12 protein-coding genes are annotated in these 12,644 nt (G+C 53.8%); 5 read left to right on the forward strand and 7 right to left on the reverse strand.

Going from position 1 to position 12,644, the window contains the following annotated elements:
- Window positions 1-5: 5 nt before the first annotated feature.
- Together AB1763_07815 and AB1763_07820 are read right to left on the reverse strand one after the other, a co-directional pair.
- Window positions 6-335 carry a hypothetical protein gene (locus tag AB1763_07815; protein ID MEW5832726.1) on the reverse strand — a complete coding sequence of 110 codons (330 nt, stop codon included), beginning with the start codon at window positions 333-335 and terminating at the stop codon, window positions 6-8.
- Window positions 335-1,519 carry a NifS family cysteine desulfurase gene (locus AB1763_07820; protein MEW5832727.1) on the reverse strand — a complete coding sequence of 395 codons (1,185 nt, stop codon included), beginning with the start codon at window positions 1,517-1,519 and terminating at the stop codon, window positions 335-337. The genes AB1763_07815 and AB1763_07820 overlap by 1 nt, the downstream gene beginning before the upstream one ends.
- A gap of 296 nt (window positions 1,520-1,815) precedes the next feature.
- On the opposite strand from AB1763_07820, the gene AB1763_07825 reads away from it, so the two are divergent.
- Window positions 1,816-2,877 (forward strand): hypothetical protein, encoded by a 1,062-nt coding sequence (locus tag AB1763_07825; protein ID MEW5832728.1) that lies wholly within the window; start codon window positions 1,816-1,818, stop codon window positions 2,875-2,877.
- A gap of 194 nt (window positions 2,878-3,071) precedes the next feature.
- Window positions 3,072-5,333: a glutamine--tRNA ligase/YqeY domain fusion protein gene (locus AB1763_07830; GenBank protein MEW5832729.1), complete on the forward strand. Its 2,262-nt coding sequence runs from the start codon at window positions 3,072-3,074 to the stop codon at window positions 5,331-5,333.
- Between the two features lie 51 nt (window positions 5,334-5,384).
- Here the strand turns inward: AB1763_07830 and clpX are convergent, their stop codons facing one another.
- The 5 genes from clpX to AB1763_07855 are packed head-to-tail and all read right to left on the reverse strand — an operon-like array spanning window position 5,385 to window position 9,051.
- A complete protein-coding gene (gene clpX, locus AB1763_07835) occupies window positions 5,385-6,599 on the reverse strand; it encodes an ATP-dependent Clp protease ATP-binding subunit ClpX (GenBank protein ID MEW5832730.1) in 1,215 nt (404 codons plus the stop codon).
- The gene (locus AB1763_07840) at window positions 6,599-7,195 is read right to left on the reverse strand and encodes an ATP-dependent Clp protease proteolytic subunit (protein MEW5832731.1); all 597 of its coding nucleotides are present in this window, start codon (window positions 7,193-7,195) and stop codon (window positions 6,599-6,601) included. Before AB1763_07840 ends, clpX begins: the two co-directional genes overlap by 1 nt.
- Window positions 7,196-7,205: 10 nt before the next feature.
- A complete protein-coding gene (locus tag AB1763_07845) occupies window positions 7,206-8,039 on the reverse strand; it encodes a hypothetical protein (GenBank protein MEW5832732.1) in 834 nt (277 codons plus the stop codon).
- Window positions 8,036-8,554 (reverse strand): hypothetical protein, encoded by a 519-nt coding sequence (locus AB1763_07850; GenBank protein ID MEW5832733.1) that lies wholly within the window; start codon window positions 8,552-8,554, stop codon window positions 8,036-8,038. The genes AB1763_07845 and AB1763_07850 overlap by 4 nt, the downstream gene beginning before the upstream one ends.
- A gap of 56 nt (window positions 8,555-8,610) precedes the next feature.
- Window positions 8,611-9,051, reverse strand: coding sequence for a hypothetical protein (locus AB1763_07855; GenBank protein MEW5832734.1), 441 nt, complete (start codon window positions 9,049-9,051; stop codon window positions 8,611-8,613).
- A 216-nt stretch (window positions 9,052-9,267) separates the two neighbouring features.
- On the opposite strand from AB1763_07855, the gene nifB reads away from it, so the two are divergent.
- Genes nifB through AB1763_07870 form a run of 3 tightly spaced genes read left to right on the forward strand, consistent with a single transcriptional unit; the run spans window position 9,268 to window position 12,627 of the window.
- Window positions 9,268-10,683 carry a nitrogenase cofactor biosynthesis protein NifB gene (gene nifB, locus AB1763_07860; protein MEW5832735.1) on the forward strand — a complete coding sequence of 472 codons (1,416 nt, stop codon included), beginning with the start codon at window positions 9,268-9,270 and terminating at the stop codon, window positions 10,681-10,683.
- 10 nt (window positions 10,684-10,693) lie between these two features.
- Window positions 10,694-11,809, forward strand: a complete 1,116-nt coding sequence (gene nifV / locus AB1763_07865; protein MEW5832736.1) for a homocitrate synthase — start codon at window positions 10,694-10,696, stop codon at window positions 11,807-11,809.
- Window positions 11,800-12,627 (forward strand): GNAT family N-acetyltransferase, encoded by an 828-nt coding sequence (locus AB1763_07870; GenBank protein MEW5832737.1) that lies wholly within the window; start codon window positions 11,800-11,802, stop codon window positions 12,625-12,627. The genes nifV and AB1763_07870 overlap by 10 nt, the downstream gene beginning before the upstream one ends.
- Window positions 12,628-12,644 lie beyond the last annotated feature (17 nt).

The raw sequence follows: 12,644 nt of genomic DNA on the forward strand, positions 1-12,644 counted from the left end.
TTGCTTTAAAAGGAGGAGGGACGTTTGAGAAGATAGAGCTGCCCGTAGCAGTCGCAAAAGCGTTTGCAGCCGCAGGGGACGAACATGTTTTTTCCGCTGTAGAGCGCATAGCTGCCGAAGTCGGTTTTGATCACGTCGCCGCGAATGTCGAGGACCGTGAGGGTACGGACCAGCCGTTTATCGAGAGGGGAAAGCGGCGCGTGTTTTTCGCGTAGGGTATGCACCCACAGCACCTGCGCGGGGAGCGGCGTCCCCAGCAAAGCGGCGGGGTCCCATTCGCGCAGCGCCCCCAGCGATGAAAGCTCGTCGTCGGAGATATTGCGATACGGCCGCATCAGCCCACTTCGTTCGTGTAGGCGTAGGTCGACGAGATCGCGCGCAAGCGCTCGACCGCCTTGGTAAACACCTCGATGGTGTAGTCGATCTCATCGCTTGTCGTAAATCGGCTGAGGCTCAGGCGGATCGCCGTATGGGCAAGCTCGGGGTCCTCGCCGATGGCGGTCATGACCGGATTGGCTTCGAGCGATTCGGACGCGCACGCGCTTCCCGTCGAGGCGGCGATCCCGGCGCGGTTGAGATCCCACAGCATCGCCTCCCCCTCTATCCCGCGCAGCGAGATCAGGATCGTATTCGGGGTGCGGCGCGCGCGATCCCCCACGATAATCGTGTCGGGGATCAGGGCAAGGGCGTCTTCGAGACGGTCACGCAGGGCGCGCACGTCGCTGTTCATCTTGTCGATATGTCCGACCGACTGTTTCATCGCCAGCCCCATCCCGATGATGTAGGCGACGTTGAGGGTACCCGCGCGCAATCCCCCCATCTGCTCCCCGCCGTGGAGGAGATTGGGAAGCTCGCGCCCTTTTTTGACATACAGCCCGCCGATCCCCTTGGGACCGTGGAACTTGTGCGCCGAAAACGTCAGATAATCGACGGGGATTTTCGTGAGGTCGACACTGACCTTGCCGATCGCCTGCACCGCGTCGGTGTGAAACAGTATTCCCCGCTCTTTGGCGATGGCGGCCACTTCGTCGACGGGGAAGATCATCCCCGTCTCGTTGTTCGCCCACATCATCGAGATCAGGATCGTGCGATCCGTGATTGCTTCCTCAAGCCGTTCGGCGCTCACGTAGCCGTACTCATCGACGTCCACGAACGTCACCTCGACCCCCTGTTCTTCCAAAAAGTGCAGCGTCTCCAGCACCGAAGGGTGCTCGACCGCCGAAGCGATGATGTGGTTTTTGCTCGGATCGGGGAGGATATGTTTGAAAAAGATCCCCTTGAGGACGGTGTTGTTGCTCTCCGTCGCGCACGAGGTGATGAGGATGTCGTCCTCGTCGGGGGCGTTCAGCGCGTCGTACAAATAGCCCATCGCTTCGTTCAGGTAGGGGCGTACTTCCATGCCGTATTGGTGGAGGGAGTTCGGGTTTCCGTAAAGCTCTTCGAAGAACGGCTGCATCTTCATCTTGACGAGCGGGTCGAGTTTGGTGGTGGCGTTGTTGTCGAGGTAAACACGTTTCATAGATAGTCCTCAGTGTGTCGGAGATTATGAGGAGGGATTGCAAGATTTGTTCGAGAACTGGAGGAGAGGTGATTTTATTGCTTTCGATAATGTAAAATTCAAAATATTGAACATTTTTGATTCAGTCTTCCATGAATAATCAATGATGGCACACTTCTATCATCATATAAATTTTCTTATTTATTTTATTTAACAATGTAAACTAATAGCTTTAAACTCTTTATGTTTAGTCGCTCGTAAGCTGTATTGCATATAATGTCTAATAATAAACAGTTATTTATAAAGGAAAATGTCAGTTGGCAACCATTTACGCAATAAAAGGTTTATTACTAGAAGAAGTATTACTTAAGTTACTAAGAGAAACAGGTTATTTGACAGTAGATGATGCCACTGGTGATCCTACTTTAAAAATAGGTCGATCTGGTTTAGAAGTGAAAGGAAGAGGTTGGAATCATCAGATTGATGCGATAGCTGATTTCATTATGTCACCTCCTTTTTCATACCCAATAAGATTATTGCTTGAAGCAAAATTTTATACTTCTAAAGTTGGTATTGACATTGTAAGAAATGCTGTTGGTGTTTTGAAAGACGTAGACGAATATTGGGTATCAAACGATCGAAATCCTATTTCTAAACCTAGATATCATTACCAATATGCGATTTTTACATCTTCCTCGTTTACAAATCCAGCACAAAGGTACGCATTTGCTCAAGACATTTATTTGATCAAACTAGAAAATAATAAATACTTTTTACCTATTATTGATGCTATACGAAACTTAACTTTCCAAGACTTCCATGGAACATCAGATGATTCAATAAATATAAATATGTCAGAGTTGAGAAGGGCAATAAGACACAGTCTTAGAAGCAATGATCGGAATATATTGATGGACTATGCTACGAGTAATAGACTTGATCAAAGTATCTTTAATGAGATATTCCAATCATGCCACTCACTGAGTTTGTCATATCTAGGTATGTTAGGGAATAGGTTTCCTGTATTTTTAACACCATCACCAGCATTTGATATAAACTATTTACTAAGAAATCCACGAATCAGAATATGTTGGGATGACAACTATTGGTATTTGGTTAATGATCATGCGAATTGTAGACGCTTACGAGAAGAGGATATATTGTTTTCATTCGACTTGCCTGGTGAACTATTTGAACTGTATGCTGAAAACAATATGCTGACTCAACATCGGGCTTTAGAGTTGAAACGGGAACTGATGTCAAACATTCAAATTATTTTTAAAGACATTGAACGTGGAATCATGTCTTCTTTGGAATTGACACTTGATAATGACTGGATTGAGCGAATAAGGGAACATCTTAATACTGAAGACAGATAATAAACTCAAAAAGCCGTTTATACTCGCTCCCAAACTCAACGAGGACGTTGGGAACGAGAAAATCGAGTCTGGAATTGATGAGTTTTTCACCATCCTATTGAGAGATTCTGCCTCTGAATATCGTTATAATCGAACTAATTCGATAAAATACGGACTTTATTAAGTACAGCATTACGATTGAGAAGGTTTTTTATATGAGCGAGAGCAAAGATTTTTTACGGTCCATTGTCGAAGAGGATTTACAAGCAGGCAAATACAGCGAGGTGGTGACCCGTTTCCCTCCCGAGCCTAACGGCTTCCCCCACATCGGACACGCCAAATCGATCGCGATCAATTTCGGGATCGCGCGGGACTATAAAGGGCATTGTAATCTTCGGATGGACGATACCAACCCGACGACGGAAGACACCCGCTACGTCGAAGCGCTCAAAGATGCCGTAGAATGGCTGGGATTTGAGTGGGAGGGGAATGTACGCTACACCTCCGATTATTTTCCTGAACTCTACGAATACGCCAAACAGCTCATCAAAATGGGCAAGGCATACGTCGACAGCCTGAGCGAAGAGGAGATCCGCGAGTATCGCGGAACGGTGACCGAACCGGGACGTCGCAGCGTCTATGCCGAGCGGAGCGTCGAAGAAAATCTCGACCTGCTGGAGCGGATGAAAAACGGCGAGTTCAAAGACGGCGAACACGTTCTACGTGCCAAGATCGACATGAGTGCGGCGAATATGAAGATGCGCGATCCGCTGCTGTACCGTATCCGACACGCCCATCACTACCGCACAGGGGATGCGTGGCACATCTACCCGATGTACGATTACGGTCACTGCCTCTCGGATTATATCGAGGGGGTGACCCACTCCATCTGTACGCTGGAGTTTGAAAACAACCGCGACATTTACGACTGGGTGCTCGATACGCTGGGACTCAACCCCCCGCGCCCTTACCAGCACGAGTTTGCACGGCTCGGGATCAACTACACCGTCATGAGCAAACGAAAGCTCCTCGAACTGGTCAACGAAGGGTATGTGAACGGCTGGGACGACCCGCGGATGCCGACGATTGCGGGACTCCGAAGAAGAGGGTATACCCCCGAGTCGATTTTAAACTTTTGTCATCAGATCGGTATCGCCAAAGCCAACTCGATGGTCGACGTCGCACAGCTGGAGTTCTGCATCCGGGACGATCTCAATACCAAAGTGCCGCGCGTGATGTGCGTCCTCGACCCGCTCAAAGTGACGATCGAAAACTATGAGGGGAGCGAAGAGCTTGACGCTTCGTATTACCCTGAGGACGTCCCCAAAGAGGGGAGCCGGAAACTCCCGTTTTCGCGTGAGATCTACATTGAGCGCGAGGACTTCAGCGAGAACCCGCCCGCCGGATTCTACCGTCTCACACCGGATCAGCCAGTACGCCTCAAACACGCCTACATCATCACCTGCAAAGAGGTGATCAAAGACGCTGAGGGCAACGTCACCGAGATCATCGCAACATACCATCCCGATTCCAAAAGCGGCTCCGACACGAGCGGTATCAAGGTGAAAAGCGCTATCCAATGGGTCGAAGCGAACACCGCCAAAACGGTCGAGGTGAGACTCTACGACCGCCTCTACTCGTGCGAAGCGCCGGAGGGGGTCGAGGATCTCAACCCCGATTCGCTCAAAATCATCCAAAACGCCCTCATCGAACCCGCCGTCATCACCGAAAAACCCGACGTCCGTTTCCAGTTCGAACGTCAGGGGTATTTTTACGCCGATCCGGTCGACTATACCGACGAAGCGCCGGTATTCAACAAAATCGTAGGGCTTAAAGACTCGTGGAACAAAAAAGCCAAAGCCGAAGATGCCCCGGCTAAGAGTGAACGCAAGGCTCCGGAGAAAAAAGTCCAGGTTGAGGGTGAAGTGGCACCGATGAGCGAAGAAGAGCAGGCGCGATTTGACAAATACACGGGTGAACTGAAGCTCAATAGCGAAGTCGCCAACACCCTCGCACGGGATGAGAAACTCTCAGGCTTCTATGAAGCGGCGCTCGCGGCAAACGCCAGCCCGGTCACCCTCGCCAACATCGTCGCCAACGAAGTGGCGCGGGAGCTGAAAGAAAAGGGCTCTGCTGAGCTGAAATTCACCCCCGCGCAGATCGCCGAACTGGTCACAATGATCGATGATGAGATTATTTCAACCAAAATCGCCAAGCAGGTCTTTGAAGAGATGGTGCAAAGCGGCGAAAATCCCGCAGCGATCGTCGAAGCGCAGGGGCTGGTGCAGATCAGCGATCCGGCCGTGATCGGGCCGATCATCGATGATGTGATGGCGAAAAACCCCGATAACGTCGAAAAGTACAAAGCGGGCAATACGAAACTGTTCGGGTTCTTTGTGGGGCAGGTGCTCAAAGCGACGGGGGGAAAAGGAAACCCTCAGGTAGTTAATGATCTGGTAGCGCAGAAGTTACAATAAAAGCTGGATTTACCCGCAAGGGGCACAATGCCCGCATTCGCGGGAATGCCTTTACTCTTGCTCTTTTTCGGATTTGAACGTGTAGATCGGCTCTTGGGTCGGATCGTCGATCACCGCTTCGGTGATCGTGACGCTCTGCAAATTCTTTTTTGACGGGCAGCTGTACTGCAGCGGCAGCATCGATTCCTCGATAATTCCCCGTAATCCCCGTGCTCCGACACCCCGATCGATCGCTTTTTGCGCCACCGCTTCGAGGGCTTTATCGTCAAAGTTCAGCTCGATGCCGTCCATGTCAAAAAACGCCTGAAACTGCTTGATGAGGGCGTTGTCCGGTTCGGTGAGGATCTGGATCATCTGATCTTTGGTGAGTTCTCCCAGCTGCGCGATGACGGGGATGCGCCCGATAAACTCGGGGATCATTCCGTAGTGGACCAGCGCTTTGGCGTCGATCTTTTTGGGCTTGGCGGCAATGCCCGCCGTGCTTTTAGAAAATCCCACTTTGTTCGTCTTTTTCGTATGGGTGTCGGGGACGAGGCCGACGAATGCGCCGCCGCAGACGAAAAGGACGTGGGAGGTGTTGAAAAGTACCGTTTCGGTCGTGGAGTTTTTGCGGCTCCCTTTGACGGGTACGTAGACTTCGGCACCCTCGAGAATCTTCAATAATCCCTGCTGTACCCCTTCGCCCGATACGTCGCGCCCCATCGTAGAGCTCTCTCCTTTGCGGGCGATTTTGTCGATTTCGTCGATATAGACGATACCGCGCTGGGCGAGATCGATGTCGTAGTTCGCTGCGGCGAGGAGGCGGGAGAGGATGCTCTCGACGTCTTCGCCGACGTATCCCGCTTCGGTGAGGGCGGTCGCATCGGCGACGGCAAAGGGGACCTGCATGATTTTGGAGAGCGATTTGGCGAGCAGCGTTTTACCGCTCCCCGTCGGGCCGACGAGGAGGATGTTGGATTTTTCCAGCTCGACGTTGTTGTAGACCGGATTTTCGATCCGTTTGTAGTGGTTGTAGAGGGCGACGGCGAGGACCTTTTTCGCCTCCTCCTGACCGATGATGTATTTGTCGAGGAATTCGACGATCTTCTCGGGAACGGGGAGCTGCTGCTGCATCGCGGAGCGCTGCTCGTAGCGTACCTCTTTTTGTAATACTCCCGCACAGGTGGTGACGCACTCGTTGCAGATGTGGGTCGTCTCCGAAGAGAACATCTTTTTGACTTCGCTCTGGGGGCGTCCGCAGAACGAGCAGGTTTTCTCAATACTCATCACGCATCCTTTGGGGTGAATTTGGTGAGGATTTCATCCGCCAGACCGAACGCGATCGCCGCTTTGGCTTCCATGTAGTTGTCACGGTCGGACTCTTTTTCGATCACCTTGGTACTTTGTCCCGTCGCTTCGGCGAGGATGACATACAAACGGCGTTTGAGATTCAAAATATGTTTGGTGTGGATCTCGATGTCGCTCGCCTGACCCGAATAGCCACCCAGTGGCTGATGGATCATGATCTCGGCGTTAGGGAGCATGTAGCGGTGGGACTTTTCGCCGCAGGTAAAGAGGACCGCGGCCATCGAGGCGACCAGACCCATCGCGTAGGTATGGACGGGGGCGTTGATGAGGTTCATTGTATCGAGGATCGCCAGACCCGCCATCACCGAGCCGCCGGGGGAGCTGATGTACATGTGGATCGGCTCGTCCGGGTCCATCGCCTCCAGATAGAGCAGCTGGGAGACGATGACCCCCATCATGTGGTCGTCGATCGCTTCGGTAATGACGATGACGCGGTCGCCGAGGAGTTTGGAGAAGAGGTCGAAATAGCGCTCTCCGCGCGGGGAAACATCTTTGACGGTGGGAATGTAGGGCATCTTTGACTCCTTATTGCACGAATGCTTGGATGAATTCGCGAAGCGGCATTTTGATCACTTCGAGATGGTGTTTGTCGATAAACTTCTGCTCTTTTTTCCCCAACTCTTTGTCGCTGAGGACGTATCCCCCCTCCAGATCGAGGGTGAGTTCGTTGGCGACCATCCGGTCGGTGTCGCGGTCGAAAAAGGTCCCCAAAAAGAGGTATTTGCGCGTTTTACGATAGGTTTTGAGCACTTTGGGCACCGCGTAGCCTCCCATTGCCTCGGTGAGCCAGTCGACGTAATCGGCGTCGCTGATGACGAAACTGGGGTTGGGCAGAGGCGTACCCATCGGTTTGAAGAGGATTTTTTCCGCACTCTCCAGCGCCTCTTCGTCAACCAGAAAATACTTCTGATTCTCGACGTCGTATTCGTACACTTCGTAGCGGTAGTCGTTGCCGAATATCCGCGCTTTTCCGACGATCATGCAGTGCGGTGTGTAGGCCAGAAGCTCCTGGAACTTCGTGTCGCGGTTGGTGTCGATGAGGTAGCGCGGCGACATGTCAACGATCGCCTTGTGCAGGGGGGTGGGATCGAAGGGCTTGGTGTAGATGTGGTTGATGAGCTGGGTCATGTACTCCACACCTCGGCGCTGCTCTAGATGCATCGCGGCGCGCGAATACTCGTACATCAATCGGGGTGCCATCGCCCGCCCGCCGTTCATGGCGAGGATCAGCGAATCGCTGTCAAAGGGGACGTTCTCCCCCTCCTTGGTCGTGATCCCCTCAAACACGCCGATCCCGAAATAGGGGATCGTGGTCTGGTTGCGGATCTCTTTTTTGATCGTTTCGAGTGGGGTATTCATCCGTGGCATCCTTTTCCGGTGTAGCAGTTTTGGGCGGCGGCGATTTTGACAAGGGCGTTTTCGACCGAAAACGGTCCGCTCAGGTCGCGGAGAACCTCGTCGTAAAAAAGGGCGCCGTCTTTTGAAATCACAAACAGCGCTTTGGCGAACTCTCCGCCCAGCTCGCCGGGAGCGAGGCGGATGCCGTAGTAGTCGCCGAACGCTTCGTCCGCGTCGATCCCGAACCGCCATTCTTCCAGTTCGGGGTCGTCGTGTTTGTCGGTAGCGACAACGAGGGCTTTGGTGATCGCGTCCAGCGCGTTGAGGGAGAGGAGGTCGTCGAGCTCGCGCAGTTGGGTGAGCAGGGCCTCATCGAGAAACGGTGCGGTGACGATCAGCTGTGTCGCTCCGCTCTGGCCGCCGATGTGGAAGGTTTCGCCCGAAGCGTTTTTGAGCTCGACGCGTTCGGAAGCGTAACCGATATCGAGCGGCAGCTCTTCGAGCCGAACGGTGGACGTGTGGTAGCGGATCTGCATAAGCGCCTCCTGGATGCCTGTTGTGAAGGATCGATGCATTTTGTATTCTTGCGGCTTCATACCTGGTGGACGCAGCGGAGGTATCGGGTGATTTCGGTAGCGATGATGAAGTGCTCGACCGCCTCGGAAGCGGTTTTGAGAAACGGGGGGATTTTGTGGACCTTGATCCCGACGTGTTTCATCGCATAGAGGGTATTGATGCAGTAGTTGCCCGCGATGAGGACATTGCATTTTCCGAGGGCCTGGAGGAGAACGTAGTGTTCGCTGATGTGCGAAGGGTTCTGCATCATCGCGCATTCGCATTCGCACGCTTTCATCGTGGGATCGCTGATCATGGTTCCACCGTACCGCGCCCACGGATTCGGGCGGGTTTCGACGAAGCTGTAGCGGACCTCCTGCTGTTCGGAGAGGACCTCGTAAAAGGCGAACTGCGCGCAGGTACAGGGGTTGTCGTGGCTGAGCGATCGGTAAGGGTCCATCGGTACGGCGACGATCATCGGCTGCTCCTCGTTATTTCGGTATCGGAAGCAACGGTGCAATTATCGTTCTGCGAAACGGGGTCTCTCTGAAATGTCGCCGAATAGACAAAAATGTCACGATTGGGCTCGGGAAAGGGGAAAAAGATTAAGAACGGCGTTTGCATCACCCCTGATGAGAATGATTGCGCGCCGGATGAGGCACAGGATCATTGGATTTACATCAAGGAGAAACCTATGAGCTGTTCGTCTAGCCACAACGAAGCTTTTATGCCCGATGATATCAAGGAAAAGATCCACAACCATCCCTGCTATTCCGAGGGCGCGCATCACCATTATGCCCGTATCCACGTCGCGGTCGCCCCGGCGTGCAATATCCAGTGCAACTACTGCAACCGTAAATACGACTGTTCCAACGAAAGCCGTCCCGGCGTCACGAGCGAGCGGCTCACCCCTGAAGAGGCGGCGAAAAAAGTGCTCCTCGTCGGCGGTGAAGTTCAGCGCATGAGCGTGCTGGGGATCGCAGGTCCGGGGGATGCGCTGGCCAATCCGGGCAAAACGTTCGAGACGTTCGGCCTCGTGCGCAAATTCGCCCCCGATCTCAAACTCTGCCTCTCGACCAACGGCTTGGAACTGCCCGAATTTATCGATGAGATGGTCGAATACAACATCGACCACATCACCGTCACGATCAACAGCGTCGACGAAACCGGAGAGATCGGAAGCCAAATCTATCCGTGGATTTTCAAAAACAACAAACGCTATTACGGTAAAGAAGCGGCGCAAATCCTCCTCGAAAACCAACTCGAAGGGATGAAGCGCTGTGTCGAAAAAGGGATTTTGATCAAAGCCAACTCGGTTCTGATCCCCGGTATCAACGACAAACACCTCCCCGAAGTCTCCAAAAAGCTCAAAGAGATCGGGGTGTTCCTGCACAATATCATGCCGATTCTCTCCGAGCCGGAGTTCGGAACCAAGTTTGCCCTCGACGGTATCCCAAGCGCGACCGATCAGCAGCAGATGGAGGTGCAGGAGGCGTGCGGCATGGACATGAAACTGATGCAGCACTGTCGTCAATGCCGTGCCGATGCGGTCGGGTTGATCGGTGAAGATCGCGGGGCGGAATTCACCAAAGACACCTTTGCAGGGCTTAGTTTCGACGAGCTTCAGATCAAGTACGATCTCGAAGCACGCCAGGCGGCTCAGGCAAAAATCGAAGAGTTCCGGTTTTTCCTCGATCAGGCCAACGAACGGGTGCGCAAAGAGAAAGCGGAACTCAGCTCGGATGGGCATACCATCCTCGTCGCCGTCACCACTGCGGGGGAGGGGATGATCAACCAGCATTTCGGCAGCGTACGCGAATTCCTGATCTACGAAGCGGGAGATCGCGGTATCCGATTTATCCACCACCGTAAAGTCGAAGCCGAATACTGCGCGGGGCCGGACGGCACCAATCCGTTGCAGCCGATTCTCGACCGTCTCAAAGACGTGAAACTGATCCTGACCGCCAAAATCGGCGGATGTCCTCAGGGGGATTTGGCGGCAGCCGGGATTGTTGCGGATCAAGACTACGCGTACCAGCCGATCGAAGCCTCGGTGCTGAAAGCGACTCGAAAATATTTTAACCTTCCCGAAGAGTTAGAAGTAAACTAAGGAGCCTATCATGGCGCTCATCAACGACACCACTCTGCGCGACGGGGAGCAGGCTCCCTACGTCGCGTTCAATACCGCCGAGAAAATCCGGATCGCGACGCTGCTCGATGCGTGCGGAGCGGACGAACTCGAAATCGGTATCGCGGCGATGGGCGAACGGGAACGCGACGACATCAAAGAACTTTTGGATTTGGGGCTCGGGGCGCGGATGATGACATGGAACCGGATGAAGATGGAGGACCTCGACGCCTCGCTGTCGTGCGGGGTGCGGGCCGTCGATCTCTCCATCCCGATTTCGGATCTGCTGATCGGGGTGAAATTCGGAGGGAACAAACGGAAAGTCCTTGGGGAGCTCGAATCGGTCGTGAGGGCGGCGAAAGGGGAAGGGCTGTTCGTCTGCATCGGGGGCGAGGACAGCTCACGCGGCGACAACGGATTTATTCGCGACGTGATGGAACTCGCCCGCGAGTGCGGAGCGGACCGTTTCCGCTACTGCGATACGGTGGGGATACTGACCCCGACACAGACCTATAATACGATCAAAACGCTGTGCGCGTACGATCTGCTGCCCATTGAAATGCATACCCACAACGATTTCGGCCTGGCCAATGCGAACGCCCTCAGCGGCCTCGATGCGGGGGCCGTGAGTCTCAATACCACCGTCATCGGGTTGGGAGAGAGGGCGGGGAACGCCTCGTTCGAGCAGATTCTGATGGCGCTGCGTCGTCTGTACGGCGAAAACCGCATCATCGATCCGGTCAAGATCAAAGAGCTGGTTTCGACGGTGTCGAGTGCGGCGAATATGCCGCTGCTTCCCAACGCTCCCGTAGTGGGTGAGCGCCTTTTTGCGCATGAAAGCGGCATCCATGCCGATGGGATGATGAAAGATTCGCACGCGTACGAGCCCTATGAAGCCGAAGAGGTGGGATGCGTCCGCGAGTTTCCGATCGGCAAACATTCGGGCAGTGCGACGATCCGCTACCACCTCGAACGGATGGGAATCAGTGCCGATACGCGCATCCTCTCTTCGCTGCTCCCCAAAATCCGTGAGATCGTCACGGCGCGTAAACGGGTACTCGAATCGTATGAGCTCAAATCCCTCTATCAGGAAGCGGTATGTTTATAGGATGGCTCAAATACGCCGACGTCGCGGAACTGGCCAAAATTGCCGAGGAAGCGGGGGTGCTGCTCGATGGGTACCATATCAAACTCATGATGATGCACGCGCCGCATTTGTGCTACGGTGCTTATGAAGAGGGGCGGCTCGTCGGGGCGGCCATCGGGGTCGTGTACGAGAAAAGCGCGGCCGTCAAATATTTCATGGTTCGTCCCTCGCATCAGAATCTGGGGATCGGGCAGCGTCTGTTCGAGACGCTGCTCGGAGCGCTGGAAAGCGAATCTCCGGCATTGTCGCTTCTTTCGAGCGCGGCGATGCGCCCTTTTTTCGAAGGATACGGATTTGGGGCCGCATGCGAAGTGGGACGGTTTCTCAACGTCGGGAAAGTTCCCCCGTTCAGTTTTACGAACGCCCAGGCCAAGGAACTCGACGGCGGAAACTTCGACGCGATACTCCGCCGGCTCGATTACGAGACCTACGGCGAGGACCGGAGTGCCTTTTTGCTCGATGAGATGGAGCGGAACAGTTCTCTCAAATTCGCACTGCCCAATTCGTTTCAGCACTCCAGTGTCATCAACGCGCGCGGCGTCTACCTGGGGCCGTGGGAATGCCGCGAAGGGTTCGAAGAGGAAGCGGAGAAGATGATGCGCGGCGTTTTGTATTTTCGCGGGCTCAAAAAAGTGATTGCCGACGTGCCGCTCCAGAACCGCGCCGCCGTCGATCTCTACGAACGTTACCACTTCCAGTGCAAAGAGACGTTTTATCAGATGGTGCGGGGCGGGGGCCAAACGGTGAAATTCGAAAACATCTACGCCTTTTCACTCTGATTTGAACGATAAATGCA

This window comes from Campylobacterota bacterium (assembly GCA_040752835.1).
Lineage (GTDB): Bacteria > Campylobacterota > Campylobacteria > Campylobacterales > Sulfurimonadaceae > Sulfuricurvum.

Coding starts and splice junctions, on each gene's coding strand:
- AB1763_07840 (MEW5832731.1), bottom strand. CDS start 7,195: ATGCCCTACATTCCCACCGTCAAAGATGTTTCCCCGCGCGGAGAGCGC.
- AB1763_07820 (MEW5832727.1), bottom strand. CDS start 1,519: ATGAAACGTGTTTACCTCGACAACAACGCCACCACCAAACTCGACCCG.
- AB1763_07855 (MEW5832734.1), bottom strand. CDS start 9,051: ATGATCGTCGCCGTACCGATGGACCCTTACCGATCGCTCAGCCACGAC.
- AB1763_07870 (MEW5832737.1), top strand. CDS start 11,800: ATGTTTATAGGATGGCTCAAATACGCCGACGTCGCGGAACTGGCCAAA.
- AB1763_07815 (MEW5832726.1), bottom strand. CDS start 335: ATGCGGCCGTATCGCAATATCTCCGACGACGAGCTTTCATCGCTGGGG.
- AB1763_07830 (MEW5832729.1), top strand. CDS start 3,072: ATGAGCGAGAGCAAAGATTTTTTACGGTCCATTGTCGAAGAGGATTTA.
- AB1763_07850 (MEW5832733.1), bottom strand. CDS start 8,554: ATGCAGATCCGCTACCACACGTCCACCGTTCGGCTCGAAGAGCTGCCG.
- clpX (MEW5832730.1), bottom strand. CDS start 6,599: ATGAGTATTGAGAAAACCTGCTCGTTCTGCGGACGCCCCCAGAGCGAA.
- nifV (MEW5832736.1), top strand. CDS start 10,694: ATGGCGCTCATCAACGACACCACTCTGCGCGACGGGGAGCAGGCTCCC.
- nifB (MEW5832735.1), top strand. CDS start 9,268: ATGAGCTGTTCGTCTAGCCACAACGAAGCTTTTATGCCCGATGATATC.
- AB1763_07845 (MEW5832732.1), bottom strand. CDS start 8,039: ATGAATACCCCACTCGAAACGATCAAAAAAGAGATCCGCAACCAGACC.